This is a genomic window from Thiorhodovibrio winogradskyi (genome assembly GCF_036208045.1).
Classification (GTDB): Bacteria; Pseudomonadota; Gammaproteobacteria; order Chromatiales; family Chromatiaceae; genus Thiorhodovibrio; species Thiorhodovibrio winogradskyi.
Map to the genome: position 1 here is coordinate 1,164,491 of NZ_CP121472.1, position 17,415 is coordinate 1,181,905.

A 17,415-nucleotide genomic window follows, 5' to 3' on the forward strand; every position below is an offset into this window, starting at 1 on the left:
CAGTTTGATGAGCCGGTTTGATTTTCCGCTTTGTTGATGGGCACATCATCCCGGTGGGCTGGTTTCATCTGAATGCCTGGGTGCCTTATCGCCTTCGCGGGCCCTCTGTTGGCCCACGGCATCTCGGCGATCAGCTGTGCTGGTCTCGACCTGGCGCGCGAGTTCCTTGAGCAGGCACTCGAGCGCGCTGGCCAGGGCGTCGGCGCTGTCGAGGGCGCCATGGTCACCGCCTCGGGCTTGTTCGCACAGACGGTCAGCCTGCTCGCGCAGCGGCTCGGCGCAGAGGTTGCCGGCAAAGCCCTTGATGGCGTGGGTGAGCCGGAAAAAGGCATCAAGCTCCCCACTGGCCGCCGTTGCCCGAATCCGCCCTGGGGTGTCTCGCTGGCTGTTGATGGCGGTTTGAAGCAGGCGCGGTACAAAGCCCGGTGAGCTCTCGAAACGCTGCCGTAGCGCGGTCCAATCAACCAAGGGCGGCTCGGGGTTGACTGCTTTGTTCTGGCGCTTCTCCGCGGTGTCAGCGGGTGCAATGCCGGCGTGAAACATCCGCTCGGGGTCGAAGTCCAGATAGCGCCGCCAATCAAAGCCGGCGCAGCAGTCCTCGATGCCGCTGAGCTGCGGCATCACGCGATCAAGAATAATGGCGTCGAAGCGCTCCGGTTCGGCATCGAGCAGGTACCAAGCGGCTTCGCCGTCGCTGGCGCACTCCAGTAGGTAGGGTGTTTCTTTCAGGTATTCGCGGATGATTTCGGTATCCACCGGGTCATCCTCAACAATCAACAATCAATAATCGGTAAGTGGTGGACATGGCAGAGCCCTCCATCGTGGCGATGAGTTGGTGTCGAGCAGATGCAAAAAGGTGTCACGTTCCAACGGATCGGACCGGTAAGGCTGTACGCCACCTGATTCATGCCGCGCGCTGGCCGCCGCGGCGAGCGCGTGCCGCAGCAGGGTATCGGCATCGAGATCGGTCCCGCGCGCATCGGCCAGCCCGGCCTTGGCCTTGATCGGCAGGTCGATGCCCGCCAATTCCAACGGGTGGTTGAGTCCCGTCAGCAAGCGTTGCCCGAGCGCCAGGGTTTCTCCCGTCTCCCCCATGGTCAGGAGCGCAAAGGCCGAGTCGCTGATGCGCGCCAGCAGCGGTTGTTGGGGATTCACTGCAAGTGGAGCTTTGAGCGGCGGTCTGGGCGGTTCCATGCCAAGCTCGGTGAGCAGTCGTCGTGAGATGTCGCGCACCAGGGGTTCGGTCACCGCCTGCCCCTATCTCATGCCGACCCGTTTGAGTGCATCCATTTCCACCGCCAGGACGTTGACATTGGTGGTGTCGCCCTGATCAAGCAGGCGTTGCAGAGACTCGAGAAAAAAGTCCCGGTTGGGCAAGTCGGTGGCGCGGTCATAAAAGTTTGTGTTGGCTGTGTTAGATATCATTGAAACATGGATTTAAGAAATAATTTTAGCCGATATGGGGCTGCGTGTTTTAGTACGTTACCCTGTGTTATTACACTTCACGCATGGTTGCAATGCTTGATGTCCGGAACTGGATTTGAACTGGATTTGAACTGGATTTGAACGGGAGTTGGCCTGTGCTGTTTTCAGTGCCATCCTTGTCCGGCAACAAATCGATAACTCCAGACGGATGGGTAACAGGCAGGATAGAAAACACAATAGACTGGTATCCGCTTATTTAAAGTTTACACCCGGGTTCATGATTGCCGCAACAGGCGGACAGGTCGGAAGCGATGTTTCACTGATCCGCCATCGGCTGCTGCGTTACCCGATCGCGCCGTCTTTCTTCCGCGCGGAGATTGGATTTTGCCAACACAATTCATTCACAAATAGAAACTTCTTTACCAGCAATTCCAAATTTCGTTTTCAAGCACCCGGTGATCAGTAGACGCGCCATCCTGGCGCGTCATGAAGCGGCTGGAAGCCGCTTCTACACCGAATAAGACACCCAAATTTGGAATTGCGGCGCCTTTACAACTCCGCCCACATGCGCAGCAGGTTGTTGTAGGAGCGATCCACATAGGCGGTATGCCCGGCCTCGGGCGCATCTTTCAGCAACTGCTCGCGGGCCTGGTTGAGTTCGTAGAGCAGTTCGCGCTGGGCCGGATCGCGCACATAGCTTTGAATCCAGGTCAGGACGACCAGGCGTTCGCCCCGAGTCACGGGCGCGACCCAGTGCAGGCTCGATGATGGGTAGAGCACGGCGTCGCCCGCCGCGAGCTTGATGGCACGTTCGCCAAAGCTGGTGCGAATGGTCAGCTCGCCGCCAGCGTAGGACTCGGGCGGATTCAGAAACACGGTGAGCGACAGATCGGTGCGAAAGCGCGGGCCGCTGGTGCCCATGACGGGATCATCGATATGGGCACCATAGGTCATGCCCGGCGCATAGCGCGCGACAATGGGCTCCGCCACCCGGTGCGGCAGGGCACCGAAACGAAACACCGGATGATGCCCGAGGCTCGCCATCAAGATGCGCGCGAGCAAGTCCATGCGCTTGGGCTCTCCAGCCAGCTCCTGGTTGTGCTTGACGCGCGCGGCGGCGAAGCCGGCACTGAGTTTGCCATCGACAAAGTTGGCGCCCTCCAGCAGCTGCTGCAGTTTCTCGAGCTGCGCCTGGTTGAGGAGTTCAGGGATGGTCAGCAACATAAATGGATCACCTCGGGTGGTTCTTTGCGCTGGCACGGTGGTCAAAGTGCCTGCCGGTCCTTATGATCGACGCAACACTGATGTCAGGGCCGCCCGGAGAATTATTGATGATTCTAGAAGCCATTGTTGACGACCAGGTGTTCAGCCTGAACGTCCCCGAGAGCCTGCTCAGCCAGGCCAGCGGATTTTTTGACCAACTCGACCGCGATATGGATCAGGGCTGGCAGATGAGCCGTGATTGGGTCGCCGCGCCTGACCGCTTGCAGCGCGGGCAGATTGTCGCGGACAAGCTGCTCACCGCGCTGGAGAACGAGAACGAAAAGCTCGGCATGCTGATGGCCGGCTATCTGCTCGCCCGCCTGCCGGGGCTGAAATCCGTGGAACTCGACATCCAGGGCGAGATTCAGAACAATCAGTTTTCTTTTCATCCGGCGGCGGCGAACAACATGACCACCGCTAAACCCACACCACAGAGCGAAAGCTCAAACAAACCACCGGTGCAGGCTGCTGGCGATGAGGCCGAGAGCGCCGTCAGCCCGGCTGCCGAGCAGCTCAAGGCCACCGCGCGGGATTGCAGCGGCGCTCCGCGCGGACTCAGCAAACTTGCCGCCATGGCGCAAGCCGGACAAGATGTGACCAAGGTGTTCAAGGTCGGCAAGGGTTACCGTTTCTCGGTGTTCGATCACAGCGCGCAAAGCTGGCGGGACGGCCCCCTGCTGAAAACCCAGGAGGAAGCCGAGCGGCTTCGCGAACAAGTCTTCAGCAGTCGTTATGAGGCTCTGCAACGCGCGGATTGATCAAAAGGCCCTCGCACACTGTCTCTCAGCCGCCAGCGGACTGATCACGGGTGGCATCGATACTGGCCATGATCTGCTCGGCGGTGACATCCCGTGTGACCAGGGCGCTGCCAATGCCTTGCAGCAGCACCAGCCGCGGGGCGCCGGCCCGCACCTTTTTGTCCACCGCCATGAGTTCCAGCATGCGCTCGCCGCCAAGCCCGGGCGGTGGCGCCACCGGCAGCCCGAAGCGTGTGAGCAGCCGGCGGATGCGTGACACCGCAGCGGCATCCAGCCAGCCCAGCTGGCGCGAGAGTTCCGCCGCCATCACCATGCCCGCCGCGACCGCCTCGCCATGCAGCCAGTCGCCATAGCCCAGACCGGCCTCGATGGCATGGCCGAAGGTATGACCCAAATTCAACAGCGCGCGCTGGCCAAGTTCACGCTCATCGGCCTCGACCACCTCGGCTTTGTTCTGGCAGGAACGCTCGATGGCCTCGATCAGCGCGACGGCATCGCGGTTGCACAAGGCATCGGCCCGGGCCTCAAGCCAGTCGAAAAAGGCCGGATCGCGAATCAGCCCGTATTTGACCACCTCGGCCAAGCCAGCCGCGAGTTCACGCGCGGGCAGGGTGCTCAGGGTGTCGGTGTCGGCGATCACCGCCACCGGCTGATGAAAAGCGCCGATCATGTTCTTGCCGGCCGGATGATTGATGCCGGTCTTGCCACCGACGGAGGAATCCACTTGCGCGAGCAGGGTGGTCGGCACCTGAATGAAGGAAACCCCGCGCTGATAGCAGGCGGCGGCAAAGCCGGTGATGTCGCCGACCACCCCGCCGCCGAGGGCGATCAGAGTGCAGTCGCGGGCGAAACGCCGCGCCAGCAAGGCGTCGAAAATGCCATGCCAGGTGTTCAGTCCCTTGTAAATTTCGCCATCGGGAAGAATGCACTCGGCGACCTGCAGACCCGTCAGCCCAGCGCGCAGCGACTCCAGATAGAGCGGCGCGACAGTGGTGTTGCTGACCACCATGACCTGTTGGGCGCCGATCCAAGGCCGCAGCAGATCCGGCTCGCGCAGCAGTCCGGGGCCGATGAAAATGGGGTAGGAGCGAGCGCCAAGATTGATATCGAGCCGTTTGTTCATGAGGCTGGTTGAGTAAGGACTGGTCTGGAGCATAGTGGGATGGGTGGATCCGCTTCGCTTCATCGATCCTACCCGTCCAGGTTGTTCTTGAAACCTCACCTTAGGGTGTTTCATCTTCCAGCCGACGGGCGATTTCCTTGACCACGGATGCGGTTCCCCGTCGCTCGGTCGAGACCACCATGTCAGCGACTTGACGGTACACCGGCTCACGGACGGCCATCAGCTCTTTCAGTGTGGTCAAGGGATCCTCGTTCGCGAGTAGGGGGCGGTTGCGATCTCGCGCGGTGCGCGCATGCTGCTGCTCGGCACTGCAGTGCAGGTAGATCACGAACCCGCGCGCGGCCAAACGTTGACGGTTTTCGGCCACCATCACGGCACCACCGCCGGTGGCGAGCACCACGCCGTCCTGTTCAGTGAGATCCTCGATCACCTGGCGCTCGCGGGCGCGAAAGCCAGCTTCCCCCTCGAACTCAAACACCGTGGGAATATCAACACCCGTGCGCTGCTGAATTTCCTGATCGCTATCGAGGAACTCGTATCCCAGCGTCTCGGCCAACTGGCGCCCAATGGTACTTTTGCCGGCACCCATGGGTCCGACCAAAAAAATATTTGGAGGCAATGTCATGGCGCACAGATATGCCAGATTTGCCGACTCAGGGCAAGGCAAGCGATCAATCTTTCTGCGCGGACGCCCTGAGCGCGCTTATACTAGTCGGCCTTCGTTCGGTCCCCTTGTCACAATGAACCCTTGCTGATTCTGATCCCATCATTAGCACATGAGCCCCCATCAGCCTCTGACCACGGCCCAGCCGCGTCCCGTCTTTCTCGAGCTTTGGCGTATCCGCCTGCCTATGCCCGGGGTGGTTTCCATTCTGCATCGCATCAGCGGCGTGCTCATGGTGCTGGCGATCCCAGTCGGTGCTTGGGCGCTGGGGGCGGCCGTGGTGACGCCAGCGGGCTATGACCGCATCACTGGTCTATTAAGCGCTCCACTGATTAAGTTCGCGCTCCTGGTGCTCCTGTGGTCTTTTTTGCATCACCTGTTCGCGGGTCTGCGCTACCTTGTCATGGACCTTGGTCAGGCGATCGACCTCAAGCAAGCGCGGCTCACGGCGGCCCTCGCGCTGGGCGCGGGACTGGTGATCACACTCATTCTCGGCGGGGTGTTGCTATGAGCCGTCAAGCCTCTGGCCTCAAAGCCTGGGTGATACAGCGCTTGAGTGCGGTCTATATCGCGCTGTTCGGCAGCTACCTGGTTATTCGCCTGATGTTCGCCCCCCCCGTCGATCATCAAGCCTTCGTCGGCTGGCTGGCCTCTCCGCTGGTGGCGCTCGCGCTGCTGCTTTATATCCCGCTGCTGCTGCTGCATGCTTGGGTCGGCGTGCGCGATGTGCTGATTGACTATGTCAAGCCGTCCGGACTGCGCATGGGGTTACTCAGCCTGTTCGCCCTGATGCTGCTTGCCTCTGGACTTTGGGCCGCGCAAGCGGTGGTTTTGGCACGCGCTCTGGTGATCGGATCGGGAGGCATGGGGTAAGACATGGATTTACAGCACCGGCATTTCGATGCCCTGATCATTGGCGCCGGCGGCGCCGGACTGAACGCGGCCCTGCGCCTGGCCAGCGCCGATTATCGCGTCGCTGTGGTGTCAAAGGTCTTTCCGACCCGCTCCCACACGGTGGCGGCTCAGGGTGGCGTGAACGCGGCCCTGGCGAATGTGCTGCCGGATAACTGGCACTGGCACATGTTCGATACAGTCAAGGGGTCTGATTACCTGGGTGACCAGGACGCCATCGAGACCATGTGCCGCGAGGCCATTCCGACCGTCTATGAACTGGAACACGCCGGGGTGCCCTTCTCCCGGCTCGAGAATGGCAAAATCTATCAGCGCGCCTTTGGCGGCATGAGTCAAAACTTTGGTGGCGAGCAAGCCGCGCGGACTTGCGCCGCGGCTGATCGCACCGGGCATGCCATTTTGCACACCCTGTATCAGCAGAATATCCGCGCACGCACCCATTTTTTCGATGAGGTCTTCGCGGTCGACCTGCTGCGCGACGAGGATGGCGTGGCGCTCGGCGCCCTGGTGCTGGATATCGCCACCGGCGAACCGCTGGTGATCGAGGCAAAAACCACCCTGATTGCAACCGGCGGCTATGGACAGGTCTTTCGCACCTGCACCAATGCCTTCATCAATACGGGCGATGGCATGGCCATGGCACTGCGCGCCGGTTTGCCGCTGCAAGATATGGAGTTTTATCAATTCCACCCAACCGGCGTCGCTGGCAAGGGCATGCTGATCACCGAGGGCGCGCGTGGTGAAGGCGGCTATCTGATCAATGCCACTGGCGAGCGCTTCATGGAGCGCTATGCGCCCAAGGCGCTGGATCTGGCCAGCCGCGACGTGGTGGCGCGCGCTATCGTGACCGAAATTCGCGCAGGCCGGGGTTGCGGCCCGCAGCGTGATCATGTGCTGCTCAAGCTCGATCATCTCGGCGCCGATGTTGTTCATCAGCGCCTGCCCGGTATCGTCGACATCTGCCGGGTCTTCCAGGGCATCGATCCGGCTGAAAAACCCATTCCAGTGTTTCCGACCGCGCACTATGCCATGGGCGGCATCCCGACCGACCGCGCCGCCCGGGTGGTGGCGCCGGCTCGCCATGGACCGGAAGAATACGTCCCCGGACTCTATGCCGCCGGTGAATGCGCCTGTGTCTCGGTGCATGGCGCCAATCGCCTGGGTGGCAACTCACTGCTGGACATCCTGGTGTTCGGCCGCGCCGCTGGGCAGGACATCGAACGCTATCTGAGCGAGAACCCCAATCATCGTCCCCTCACCGCCAACCATCTCGAGCCGGCCCTGGCTCGGCTCGCGCGCTGGGAGCGCCAGGGCGACGGCGAACCCGTGCATGTGGTCAAAGCCGATTTGCGCAAGCTGATGGAAGATCATTGCGGCGTCTTTCGCGACCATGACACCATGACGCAGGGCATCGAGAAGCTGCGTGCGCTGCGCGCACGGGTCGAGAGCGCACGCTTGCAGGATCACAGCCGAACCTTCAATACCGCCCGCATCGAAGCCTTGGAACTCGACAACCTGGTCGATGTCGGCATGGCCACCCTGGCCACGGCGCTGGCACGCGAGGAAAGCCGCGGCGCCCACTCGCGCGTCGACTTCCCCGAACGCGACGATGTCCACTGGATGAAGCACAGCCTGTTCTGGCGCGAAGGCGATCGGGTCGAGGCCAAACCCGTGCGCACCAAGCCGCTGACGGTGGACAGCTTTCCGCCCAAGGCGCGGGTTTATTGAAGGGTGAAGGGTGAAGTTTAAGGGTTGATTGGGGGACGTTGGTGACAGCACGCAGTTTTCGTGGGGAGCACTTGGGATGAAAATTCGGGTTTATCGATTCAACCCAGAGCGCGATACCAAGCCGCGCATGCAGAGCTTTGAGGTCGCGGCGCGTCCGGGCATGATGTTGCGCGAGGCGCTGCTTGAGATTCGCGCGCTTGATGAGAGCTTTGGCTTTCGCCATTCCTGTGGCGAGGGCGTTTGTGGCTCTGACGGCATGAATGTCAATGGCGTCAACTGCCTGGCCTGTGTGACCCCCCTGGCTGATCTGAAGGAACCGGTCGAGGTCCGCCCCCTGCCCGGCCGCCCGGTTATTCGCGATCTGATCGTCGATATGAGTCAGTTCTACGAGCAATACCGCGCGGTCAAGCCTTACTTGATTCGCACCGAACCGCTGCCGGAGCAAGAAATCCGCCAGACACCGGCCGAGCGCGACCGCCTTGATGGTCTCTATGAGTGCATTCTGTGCGGCTGCTGCTCGACCGCCTGCCCGTCCTTCTGGTGGAATCCGGACAAGTTCCATGGGCCGGCCGCGCTCCTGCAGGCTTGGCGCTTTCTCGCCGACAGCCGCGACCAGGCCACCGATGAGCGCCTGGATGCACTCGAGGGCCCCTACAAGCTGTTTCGCTGCCATAGCATCATGAACTGCGTCGAGGTCTGCCCGAAAGGGCTCAACCCGACCAAGGCGATCGGCAAGATCAAAGAGTTGATGCTCGAGAAGGCGGTTTAGGCGCCAAGCATGCAGCTCCCACAAATCATGCGGCTGCTGTTACTGCCAACCGGCCAGTTTCACCGACCGCTGTGATCCACCCGGGCCCCTAAAGCAATACATGGACGATACCGAGCCTCTTTCAGCCGATGCCGACCTGCGCCGCTTGCGCTGGCAATGCCGGCGCGGAATGCTTGAACTCGACTTGCTGCTCAGCGACTTTATCGATCAGGGTTACGCCCAACTCTCAAGTACCGAAAGAGCGGACTTCGCGCGTCTGCTTGGATGTCAGGACCAACGTCTGCACGACTGGCTGATTGGCCATTCCGAACCATCAGATGCCGCGCTGCGCGCGCTGGTTGAGCGCATCCGGAGCGTTCAGCTGGAGCCAGGTCAAGAGGTCAGGCCGTGATAAGGGACTCCGCCTGCCGTCGCTGTCCTTTGCTCTGATGGGCCAAAACCAAGGCGCCATTGCCGCCGAATCTAGCCAGTTCAATCTCCAGCTCCCATCCCAGCGCAAAATCAAGATCAATCCCACCAGGGACGGCGAGCGGCAACCAACGCTTCCCAGCGGTTGTCGAAGTCATCGAGCAACCCTTGAAAATGATAGCTACGCCAGCCAATCAGGGCGCCGGCAAAGCGCTGCAGATCGCGATCCTGTGGAGTGTTCCCTAGCAGATCGTCGAGCAGGCTTTGGGTCAGTGCCAAGTCATTCATCACGCCAAGCAGGTCCTGAATGCCTTTCATGCAGCGAATGAACTCTGCCATGTCGGTGAACAGCGGCCGGAAGAACTCTGCCGCATAGCGCAGCTTCTTGCATTCGATGCGCAATTGATGCATCGCCGACGCGTCTTGGCGATTGACCGCACTGCCCGCATCCAGCACCCGGCGTTCCTGTTTATCGAGCAGCTTGCGTGCCCTTGCAAGGATTGGCTGTGCGAGCTTGGGTTCGGGCAGATCGAGACCCTGCTCTATCCAACGCGGGAATTCGGTGCAAAAGTGCCGGTAGGCCTCGCTTTCGAGCAGCGGCCGAACTTCGCTGGCATATACCTGCTCTCGTCGAGCCAAGGCCAGTTCGCGCAGCGCGGTCTCTCCCGGCAATGGCAATTTACCGGCGGTATCGGCCAAGCCCTCATCAATAAAAACGTCCAGATCGCGCGCCCGCCCGAGTTGCCCGGCCAGCTGTCGCATTTGCTCGCGCCAGGCGCGCGTCTGCTCGCGATCAAGCAACGCGCGAAACAGCGACAACGCCGAGCGCATGCGTCGCAAAGCCACGCGCATCTGATGAACGCCCTCAATGTCCGTCCCGTGGCGTGCAACTTCCTGATGGGCGAGCAGCGCCTCGAGATTGTGCCGCAGAATGACCCGAATGGCGGCGGCCACAGGCATTTCGGCGGTCAGGGGAGGGGATGATTTAACCTTTGCTGCCAATGCTCAAAACTTCCGCCAGATGGAAACGGGTGATAATCTGTCCCACATTAGCGCCGGGCAGCAACGACTGCAAGCTCGCGTCTTTTCATTGACTGTTTTTCGGAGCCGCAACACTTGGCACTTTTCCGCGCTTTCCATCCAAACTATCTGGTCCCAGCCTTTGCCGCGACCTTCCTCCTCAGCGGCTGCATGAACAGCGGACTACAGAAGGATCTAATTCATGTGGATTGCATGACGCCGCCTGATCCAGGCCCTTGCAAGGGCGCCTTCCCCGGGTTTTTTTACGATTATGAAAGCAATCGCTGCCAGCGTTTTACCTACGGCGGTTGCGACGGAGCACGTCCGTTCGAGTCCATGAAGGCCTGCATCAAGGCATGCCGCGCCAAGGCCGGTCCCTAGCGCCAGCAGTCGACTTGGAAGGGCGGAATAATGCGCTTTTTTTGGGTCTGTCGCTAAATTATTGTGTCTAAGAAGACGAATTGAAGTCTTCCAGCCGAATCCCTGTCGTCCGGGTGACGGAAGAATCCGAGCTCACCACGGCCAGCGCAAAGCTTGGCGTTCAAACGCCGCGTCCGGTGCTGGTGCTGGTCGGCGCGGCAGCAAGCCTTGACCCAGAGCTTGCCGAGTGCGTATTGCCACTCTTTACGCAGACGGTTGTGCCCATCATCGCGCAATGCGGCGCCCTTGCCATTGACGGTGGCACGGATTATGGTGTGATGGCACTGCTCGGGCGTGCCAGAGGTCGCGCGGGAGTTGATTTCCCGCTGCTTGGCGTGGCAGCCAGTGGGACTCTGGCCCCGCCGGCGGGAGACGCCGCACAGGGCGCGCGACTCAACCCAGACCATAGCGGTTATCTCTTGGTACCGGGCAACCACTGGGGTGATGAGGTACCTTGGATCAGCGCCTTGGCAACCACCATCGCCGGTGACGCGGGCTCGGTCACCCTTGCCATTGGTGGCGGAGCCATTACTGAACGCGATATAGCGACCAGCCTCGCCAGTGGCCGCCCCACCATCTTGCTAACCGAAACCGGTCCGTTGAGTGAGCGCCTCAGGCGACAACCTCTGCCCGGGTTGCGGTTCATCCCCTTCTCCCAAGCCGCCGAGCGACTTGCCAAAGAAGTTCCACCGCTGCTGCGGCCAGGTCAGACAGTGGGCGACTGAACTGATCGCCGGCGTCTTCGTGTCTAGATGATTTATTTCGTGGATGACGCGCCTCTCAATCCTCCCGCAACAGCGCCAGCACCCGGTCATGTCCCTCGGCAGCAGCCCAGTCGGCCGCGGTGCGTCCCTCATGATCCGGCAGGGTTTTGTCCGCGCCGGCGCGCACCAGGGCATCAACGGCTTGCGCATGACCGCGCTTGGCTGCCCAGATGAGCGCGGTAAAACCCTGGGTGTTTTCCTGATGGTCAATCATGGCACCCCGCGCCAGCAAGGCTTCGACCACCCGGGCGTGGTTGTTGGAAGCCGCAAGCAGGAGCGCGGTATAGTCACCCGTATCGGCGGCGTCCACCACGGCTCCCGCATCCAGCAAAGAGCGCACTGCATCCAAGTGTCCATTGACAGCCGCTTTCATCAGCGGCGTCCACTGGCAGGCATCGCGGTAATTGGGCTCTGCCCGCCGGCCGAGCAAGGCGTTCAGCGCCTGAGTATCGCCGCTCTCGGCAAGCTGCAGGAGTTCCGCGCCTGACTCTGTTGTATTGTCACCGCAGCCAGCAACAGCAGCGAGAGCACACCCGAGTAAAACGCGCTTTGGCAAGCGAAAAGTCTTGTGTTTCATCAGCGCGAGACTGCCCGCTTGCGCCTCGCCGGGCAATGATGGAACGCAACGACGCCTGGCCGCCATCGCTAATCTCTGCCTGAACCGCAACCTGTCCAAGCTGGCTTGGCGGGTTGCGGCCGCTGCAGCCGGCTCACTGTGCTATGCGACAGCCCTCGCTATCGCAACGCACCAAAAGCGCCGAGCGGTTGTCGCAACTGACCCGATGGACTTCATGGCCAGTCGCGTCGCTTTCAGCGCGGTCGCCGAAAAGTGTGGCTCCGCGTTCAGATACCTGACAGCCGTACTGACCGGCAAGTCTTTCCGCCTCGTAAGACCACTGGCCAGTCACGGGCGATGCCTGCTCGGAGGCAGCCGCGCGCGCGACCGCTGGCCGGCGTGGAGCCTGTCTCCGACCTCCCCGGATGCTCATTTCAAGAGCTTGTGGCTGGCGGCTAGGGCGACCACCCAAGGCAAATTCTTCCCACTGTTGGCGCAGTGAACCCAGGGCGTTTTCGAGATTGACACGGTAATTTTGGGTTACATCGCGCTGAACCTCGGCTCTGGTCCCTGGCGAGCGAATCTCCGTTGCCGCCAAGGAGACAAGCACGCCCCCCGCATCCCGTATGAAATCGGCACGAATACGCAACAGCACCGGAACGGGCGGCGCATCGGCACCACCACCCACGTCTCGGGATTCGTGAATAAGGGTCTCAAAAACGCTGTGGTCTCGCTGACTCACCGCCACCTGCCAGCCTTTGGTCAGCGCGGCATCAAGCGCCAGCCCCTTCGCGCGAGGAACATTGGCCTGATCCAGGTAGACGCGCGGTGGTTCATAGGTAGACAGGGGCGGATTCGCCAGCGCGCCATGACTTGACAGCCCAGGCAGCAGGACAGGCAACAACCACAGGAGAGTGGGGAGACAGCGTGCCATCGCGAAAGCAAGCCCAAGCTATCGAATCGACCCGCAGACGCCGTCCTGACACTTCAGCAGAAGGTTCGGACCATTGCGGCAAGCAACCTCGTGCAGTTCAAAGGTGGGGTTCTTCTGCAACAAGACAGCACCATTGCTGGTCACTTCACAACCCTGTCGTTCCGCGAAACCCTCGGCATAGTAAGCCCAAGTGCCCGTGCGAGCACCAGTATTGAGCACCAGCATCTGATTTTGTCCGGCTGCGCTGTTGTCATCTGTCGCGCGTCTGACGATTGTCGATTCCACGGTTTCAGCAGAAGCATCGGCGACTTGCTGGGTCTGGGGCTGGTTTCGCTCCGGCTCCGGCTCCTGTTCCTGATTCAGATGCAGGTTCTGATCTGGGGCGGCAGTTGCTCCATCTTCGGATGCAACCTCCGCGCGCTCAGCTCCATCGATAGCGGACTCAGTCGCAACTCTTGCAACCTGCGCCTGCTCCGCGGCACTGGGATCAGTGATGTCATCTGGCGCGGGCCGCGGTGTTTCCGGCACCGGTGCGGCCGAGGCCAGTCGATGCCCGGTCGCCAGCCAAGCGCTTTGCAATGAACTCAAGGAGATGGCCAAAGCATCCTGGTAATCATCCGTATACTCAATGCGTTTTTCGCTCTCAGTGCCGGGGTTCACAATCACAAATGCACGCAAACCAACCTCGGTACCAAGGTCGTGCTGCTCAAAGTCGACACTGACCTGTACCTTTGGCGCTGGCCCGTCAGGTAAAGCACCAAGCGCGATCGCCTGCGGCGAAGTATGAGAAAGGCCCCGTTCCAACTTTAAGCCTTGCTGCGCGGATTCTGATTCGTCGGCAACAGAGACAAGGGTCCAGCCTTTGCTGCGTGCCGAGGCCATCGCGATCGAGCGCGCTGCGTCAATCCCGGCGCCTTGCAGGACAGTGCTGGGCTGACCCTTCATGGTACTGTAAGCGCCAGAACTGCTGGGCGTTGTTGCGCAACCACCGCCAAGGAGAGCAAGGGCAAGCAACAAGGCTGCCGGGGCAATACCCAATGCCCGTCTGACGATCCACGCATGGATCAAGCCATGCTTGGCTTCGGCGATCGCATCAACGCTCATGCGCGAATCACCCCAGCCCGCCTTCAGCCTGGTTATACTTGGCTCTCGAGCCGAACCGTCGCACGTACCGACAGACATAACGCCACACATCCCTAGCTTGCTTCAAGCGCCCGATCTTAGCACACCAGAACTCGCACCTGAGTCATAGGGTCGCTTGAAGTCGCAGCCCATGGCTAGGGATAAAGCTCGGAGTTCTGATTCATCCACGCCAAACTCCGCGGCCAAATTCTTCGCTCAATTCGTCCCGAGTCTCTTAGGCTACCGAGATCCGCCGATGCCGCGCGATTGCGAATCTTCATTGCCACGCCACCGCCAATCCCTACAATTACGCTCAATTATTAAAGCCTTCCAACTGGATGTTCGCCATGACTGCCATCCCAATGTCACCACCAGCTTCCGCGGCAGCTTCGTCTTCGCGGCCATTGCCAACACAGACAACCGCAAAATCAAGAGTAAAGCCAACGGCGGAGGCAAGCGCGCGGCAGGCCTCCGGTCGGCTGCCTTTCATGCCAATTTCATTCTTTGCTATTGTCATGGGCCTGACCGGTCTCACCATTGCCTGGGAAAAAGCCCAACATGTCTTCTCACGTGATATCGGCATTACTATCTGGCTGGTTGTATTAAGCTCAATTGCCTTCACGGTGATTGGCCTGTTTTATACCGCCAAGCTCATACTTTATCGCAAAGCCGTGGTTTCCGAACTGCGTCATCCAGTCAAGTTGAATTTTTTCCCGACCATTTCAATCAGCTTGCTGTTGCTGGCTATTGCCTATTTGGCCATCAATCCCGCCATCAGCCGCCCACTATGGATGGCAGGCACTCTACTGCATTTGTTCTTCACGCTCTATGTGGTCAGCGTTTGGATGCACCACGAGCATTTCGAGGTCCATCACATGAACCCAGCCTGGTTTATTCCCGCCGTCGGCAATGTTCTGGTGCCAGTGGCAGGGGTTCCGCTTGGGTTTGTTGATGTATCCTGGTTCTTTTTCAGCACCGGCATGGTCTTCTGGGGCATGCTGATGACCATTGTGTTTTATCGCATTTTATTTCACAACCCAATCGACGACCGTCTGATGCCAACGCTGTTCATTCTGATCGCGCCACCGGCGGTTGGCTTTATTGCCTACACTCGCCTGACTGGTGATATCGATACCATTGCACGGCTGCTCTACTTTAGCGGACTTTTTCTCACCTTGCTGCTATTCACCCAGGTGGGTCGATTTGCCAAGCTGGAATTCTTTCTGTCCTGGTGGGCCTATTCATTCCCCTTGGCGGCCATCTGTATTGCCAGTCTAGTGTTCTATGAAATGACAGACAAACTTGCTTTCGGCTATATTGGCGCGGGTCTTCTGCTCATTGTCAGCAGCGTGGTCTGCTTGTTAATGATCAAAACCATCGTCGCTATCAGCAAGCATCGCATCTGTTTGCCTGGGCATTGACACCTTCGTTCTTTACTGAAAGAAGCCGGCAATTTTCAAACCGGCGTTTTCAACCAATTCACCGCATTGGAGGCTGACACATGAAACAAACCCTGCTGCAGGAAAAATACCCCGTCTACACCCTTGAAACCAAGAAAAGCGAAACTCCCTTTCAAAATGTCGATGAAATTATCGACAACCTAAAAACCCGCGTTGAAGAGCACCCGAAGGCGTGCTTCATCGCGATTTTCGATCACCACCAGCACACCAGCAACATGCCCGGTGGGGAAATTGCCAAGGACATCACCGCGGCCAAGCACATTGTTTTCTGCTTTGGCACTCACCTGCCCAATCCTCATGTCATGGCGGTGCGCCCCCGTTCGATTGGCGTTGTTGAACAGGGCGACGAATTCGTCATCAGCTTTCTGGAGGCGCCCATGCCACTTGCCAACAATGCCATGGAATCCTGGGTTCGCGCCCTGGTGGACTCACCTCAACCTGCAACCGCTGGTTAGGCCTGTCGCAACCTCCGACCTGGCCCAGATCCTACCTAGCTAAGGTCCGATCTGGCACCAGCGGACTCGGCGGTATTTTCCTTTAACACCCAGTCCCGTCACGGAAGATGCGATTTCAGGTATTGACGCCATTCTTGCTCGCACGTATCATCTCCGCTCTTAGCTTTCGCGACTTCTCGAAGCCGTTCAAATAGGACGGCTCTTGAATGCGCTGGAACTTTCGCCGGGTTGAAAAACCGGGGTATAGCGCAGTCTGGTAGCGCGCCTGCTTTGGGAGCAGGATGTCGGGGGTTCGAATCCCTCTACCCCGACCATGTTCGCAGGCCCTGCATTTTTCGCTCCCCACGCGGGGCAATCATCAGACCGCTAATTAACAAATTTGGGCAGGTACCCAAGGCTCAGCTGGCGCCCGTAGCTCAGCTGGATAGAGCAACGGCCTTCTAAGCCGTGGGTCGCAGGTTCGAGTCCTGCCGGGCGTGCCAATACGGTCGTTGATGCGGCCTTTTCAGCGTAACAATGGTGGACGTAGCTCAGTTGGTAGAGCACAGGATTGTGGCTCCTGTGGTCGTGGGTTCGATTCCCATCGTCCACCCCACCACCAAAAAAATGCACCTAAAGGGCCGTTAGCTCAGCTGGTAGAGCAGGGGACTCTTAATCCCTTGGTCGAAGGTTCGAATCCTTCACGGCCCACCAAGAAAATCAGCGGCTTAGCTTCAATCGGGGTTAAGCCGTTTTGTTTTTCAGTGCCTCGGGGTAACGCTGGGGGTAACATTCTGGAAGCCTTAGGCGTCGTTCGAAACTGATTCTTGCATTGCTCCAGCAGCCAGGAAACCACCGAGGAGGCATCCGCTGAAGTTAGTGAGATGTAGCCTTTTGTAGCCTCGGCCCGGCAGCGCGAGCGATGCTTGCAGAGAAGCATCGAGACTAAGGTTTTCTAGCCAGCTCTCCCGGCGCGGCCTGGGTGCAAGCGGCAAGATGGCTATTCCAACGTCCTCCCCATGTCCGAGCGGTAAAGGCAATGATCGTTGCAATTCCCCAAAACGGGAAAAACCGCTGCTAATCCTTTTCACCGCGTCTAGCGAAAACCGGCAATGGTCCTAGTTCATGCTCGACCAGTGCTTGCCGATGCCCGGATTTGTCCATCGCCCAAGATCAGCCCGCAGCAGCTTTGTGGCGCGGTGCCCACTTAGGTTTGGTCGTTACTGTGACAGGATCGTGACGCTTTAGCCTGTCCAGTTCCAAGACGGTGGCGCTGTATTTATCTCCGAGGCTGTCATTCACCGTGACCAGCTCTTGAGCGCGATCCTCAAGACGCCTGACCTCGTGAGCATGAGCCTTTTCCATGCGCGCAATCTTCACGTCTGGGGCGGCCAGCTCTTTGTTGGTCTGACTGAGATCAGCATTAACCAGCGCCACGCGGGGGCAGGCGTTGTCACGGTAACAGGTTCGAGCATGCCGCCGATGCGTTCCAGCGGCGCCCGAGCGGCCAATTCCAGAGCAACTGGGTTCGGCTCTTTGCCTGCCGCCCGGGTGATGGCATCGATCAGTTGTGCCTTGCTCGCGGATGCGAATGCAGTCGCATCGGTGCTAGCCAGCAGCGCCTTGACTCGCTCGCGCAGCTTGGCCTGTCTCTT

General features: G+C 59.8%; 22 protein-coding genes and 4 tRNA genes. 14 read left to right on the forward strand and 12 right to left on the reverse strand.

Annotation, left to right across the window (positions count from 1 at the left end; all coding sequences use genetic code 11):
- Window positions 1-45: 45 nt before the first annotated feature.
- The 4 genes from Thiowin_RS05245 to Thiowin_RS05260 form a co-directional block, all read right to left on the reverse strand.
- Complete coding sequence (locus tag Thiowin_RS05245; RefSeq protein WP_328986685.1) at window positions 46-780, reverse strand: response regulator; 735 nt, start codon at window positions 778-780, stop codon at window positions 46-48.
- The gene (locus tag Thiowin_RS05250) at window positions 781-1,248 is read right to left on the reverse strand and encodes a hypothetical protein (RefSeq protein ID WP_328986686.1); all 468 of its coding nucleotides are present in this window, start codon (window positions 1,246-1,248) and stop codon (window positions 781-783) included.
- Window positions 1,249-1,257: 9 nt separating this feature from the next.
- Window positions 1,258-1,425 carry a diguanylate cyclase domain-containing protein gene (locus tag Thiowin_RS05255; RefSeq protein ID WP_328986687.1) on the reverse strand — a complete coding sequence of 56 codons (168 nt, stop codon included), beginning with the start codon at window positions 1,423-1,425 and terminating at the stop codon, window positions 1,258-1,260.
- Between the two features lie 549 nt (window positions 1,426-1,974).
- A complete protein-coding gene (locus Thiowin_RS05260; RefSeq protein ID WP_328986688.1) occupies window positions 1,975-2,649 on the reverse strand; it encodes a Fe2+-dependent dioxygenase in 675 nt (224 codons plus the stop codon).
- Window positions 2,650-2,756: 107 nt separating this feature from the next.
- Between Thiowin_RS05260 and Thiowin_RS05265 the strand changes: the two genes are divergently transcribed.
- Window positions 2,757-3,446, forward strand: coding sequence for a hypothetical protein (locus tag Thiowin_RS05265; protein WP_328986689.1), 690 nt, complete (start codon window positions 2,757-2,759; stop codon window positions 3,444-3,446).
- 25 nt (window positions 3,447-3,471) lie between these two features.
- Here Thiowin_RS05265 and aroB read toward each other — a convergent pair whose 3' ends face one another.
- Both aroB and aroK read right to left on the reverse strand, forming a co-directional pair.
- The gene (aroB, locus tag Thiowin_RS05270; RefSeq protein WP_328986690.1) at window positions 3,472-4,569 is read right to left on the reverse strand and encodes a 3-dehydroquinate synthase; all 1,098 of its coding nucleotides are present in this window, start codon (window positions 4,567-4,569) and stop codon (window positions 3,472-3,474) included.
- Window positions 4,570-4,669: 100 nt separating this feature from the next.
- On the reverse strand, window positions 4,670-5,194 hold the full coding sequence (aroK, locus tag Thiowin_RS05275) for a shikimate kinase AroK (RefSeq protein ID WP_328986691.1): 525 nt from the start codon (window positions 5,192-5,194) through the stop codon (window positions 4,670-4,672).
- 151 nt (window positions 5,195-5,345) lie between these two features.
- Here aroK and sdhC point away from each other — a divergent pair, with 151 nt between their 5' ends.
- The 5 genes from sdhC to Thiowin_RS05300 all read left to right on the forward strand — a co-directional run bounded on the left by sdhC (window position 5,346) and on the right by Thiowin_RS05300 (window position 9,033).
- Complete coding sequence (gene sdhC, locus Thiowin_RS05280) at window positions 5,346-5,744, forward strand: succinate dehydrogenase, cytochrome b556 subunit (protein WP_328986692.1); 399 nt, start codon at window positions 5,346-5,348, stop codon at window positions 5,742-5,744.
- Entirely contained in the window at window positions 5,741-6,106 is a 366-nt protein-coding gene (gene sdhD, locus Thiowin_RS05285; RefSeq protein WP_328986693.1) for a succinate dehydrogenase, hydrophobic membrane anchor protein, read from the forward strand. The genes sdhC and sdhD overlap by 4 nt, the downstream gene beginning before the upstream one ends.
- A 3-nt stretch (window positions 6,107-6,109) precedes the next feature.
- Window positions 6,110-7,873, forward strand: a complete 1,764-nt coding sequence (sdhA, locus tag Thiowin_RS05290; RefSeq protein ID WP_328986694.1) for a succinate dehydrogenase flavoprotein subunit — start codon at window positions 6,110-6,112, stop codon at window positions 7,871-7,873.
- A gap of 76 nt (window positions 7,874-7,949) precedes the next feature.
- On the forward strand, window positions 7,950-8,642 hold the full coding sequence (locus tag Thiowin_RS05295) for a succinate dehydrogenase iron-sulfur subunit (RefSeq protein ID WP_328986695.1): 693 nt from the start codon (window positions 7,950-7,952) through the stop codon (window positions 8,640-8,642).
- A gap of 100 nt (window positions 8,643-8,742) precedes the next feature.
- Window positions 8,743-9,033, forward strand: a complete 291-nt coding sequence (locus tag Thiowin_RS05300; protein ID WP_328986696.1) for an FAD assembly factor SdhE — start codon at window positions 8,743-8,745, stop codon at window positions 9,031-9,033.
- Window positions 9,034-9,149: 116 nt separating this feature from the next.
- On the opposite strand, the gene Thiowin_RS05305 is transcribed toward Thiowin_RS05300, so the two are convergent.
- Window positions 9,150-10,010, reverse strand: coding sequence for a CHAD domain-containing protein (locus Thiowin_RS05305; protein ID WP_328986697.1), 861 nt, complete (start codon window positions 10,008-10,010; stop codon window positions 9,150-9,152).
- Window positions 10,011-10,283: 273 nt separating this feature from the next.
- On the opposite strand from Thiowin_RS05305, the gene Thiowin_RS25200 reads away from it, so the two are divergent.
- On the forward strand, window positions 10,284-10,451 hold the full coding sequence (locus Thiowin_RS25200; RefSeq protein WP_408034201.1) for a BPTI/Kunitz domain-containing protein: 168 nt from the start codon (window positions 10,284-10,286) through the stop codon (window positions 10,449-10,451).
- A gap of 113 nt (window positions 10,452-10,564) precedes the next feature.
- Window positions 10,565-11,215, forward strand: a complete 651-nt coding sequence (locus Thiowin_RS05310) for a hypothetical protein (protein WP_328986698.1) — start codon at window positions 10,565-10,567, stop codon at window positions 11,213-11,215.
- A gap of 55 nt (window positions 11,216-11,270) precedes the next feature.
- Here the strand turns inward: Thiowin_RS05310 and Thiowin_RS05315 are convergent, their stop codons facing one another.
- The 4 genes from Thiowin_RS05315 to Thiowin_RS05330 all read right to left on the reverse strand — a co-directional run bounded on the left by Thiowin_RS05315 (window position 11,271) and on the right by Thiowin_RS05330 (window position 14,356).
- Entirely contained in the window at window positions 11,271-11,831 is a 561-nt protein-coding gene (locus Thiowin_RS05315; RefSeq protein WP_328986699.1) for an ankyrin repeat domain-containing protein, read from the reverse strand.
- 133 nt (window positions 11,832-11,964) lie between these two features.
- Window positions 11,965-12,744: a hypothetical protein gene (locus Thiowin_RS05320; protein WP_328986700.1), complete on the reverse strand. Its 780-nt coding sequence runs from the start codon at window positions 12,742-12,744 to the stop codon at window positions 11,965-11,967.
- 18 nt (window positions 12,745-12,762) lie between these two features.
- Complete coding sequence (locus Thiowin_RS05325) at window positions 12,763-13,848, reverse strand: hypothetical protein (RefSeq protein WP_328986701.1); 1,086 nt, start codon at window positions 13,846-13,848, stop codon at window positions 12,763-12,765.
- Window positions 13,849-14,179: 331 nt separating this feature from the next.
- Window positions 14,180-14,356 (reverse strand): hypothetical protein, encoded by a 177-nt coding sequence (locus tag Thiowin_RS05330; RefSeq protein WP_328986702.1) that lies wholly within the window; start codon window positions 14,354-14,356, stop codon window positions 14,180-14,182.
- Here Thiowin_RS05330 and Thiowin_RS05335 point away from each other — a divergent pair.
- From Thiowin_RS05335 to Thiowin_RS05360, 6 genes are all read left to right on the forward strand, one after another.
- Window positions 14,355-15,287 carry an SLAC1 anion channel family protein gene (locus Thiowin_RS05335; RefSeq protein WP_328986703.1) on the forward strand — a complete coding sequence of 311 codons (933 nt, stop codon included), beginning with the start codon at window positions 14,355-14,357 and terminating at the stop codon, window positions 15,285-15,287. The genes Thiowin_RS05330 and Thiowin_RS05335 overlap by 2 nt on opposite strands.
- Before the next feature lie 80 nt (window positions 15,288-15,367).
- On the forward strand, window positions 15,368-15,781 hold the full coding sequence (locus Thiowin_RS05340; protein WP_328986704.1) for a DUF6858 family protein: 414 nt from the start codon (window positions 15,368-15,370) through the stop codon (window positions 15,779-15,781).
- Window positions 15,782-16,018: 237 nt separating this feature from the next.
- Window positions 16,019-16,095 (forward strand) — tRNA-Pro (locus Thiowin_RS05345).
- Between the two features lie 91 nt (window positions 16,096-16,186).
- Window positions 16,187-16,263, forward strand: a tRNA-Arg gene (locus Thiowin_RS05350).
- Between the two features lie 37 nt (window positions 16,264-16,300).
- Window positions 16,301-16,376, forward strand: a tRNA-His gene (locus tag Thiowin_RS05355).
- Window positions 16,377-16,398: 22 nt separating this feature from the next.
- Window positions 16,399-16,474, forward strand: a tRNA-Lys gene (locus Thiowin_RS05360).
- A gap of 459 nt (window positions 16,475-16,933) precedes the next feature.
- Here the strand turns inward: Thiowin_RS05360 and Thiowin_RS05365 are convergent.
- A complete protein-coding gene (locus Thiowin_RS05365; RefSeq protein ID WP_328986705.1) occupies window positions 16,934-17,197 on the reverse strand; it encodes a hypothetical protein in 264 nt (87 codons plus the stop codon).
- Window positions 17,198-17,415: the final 218 nt, after the last annotated feature.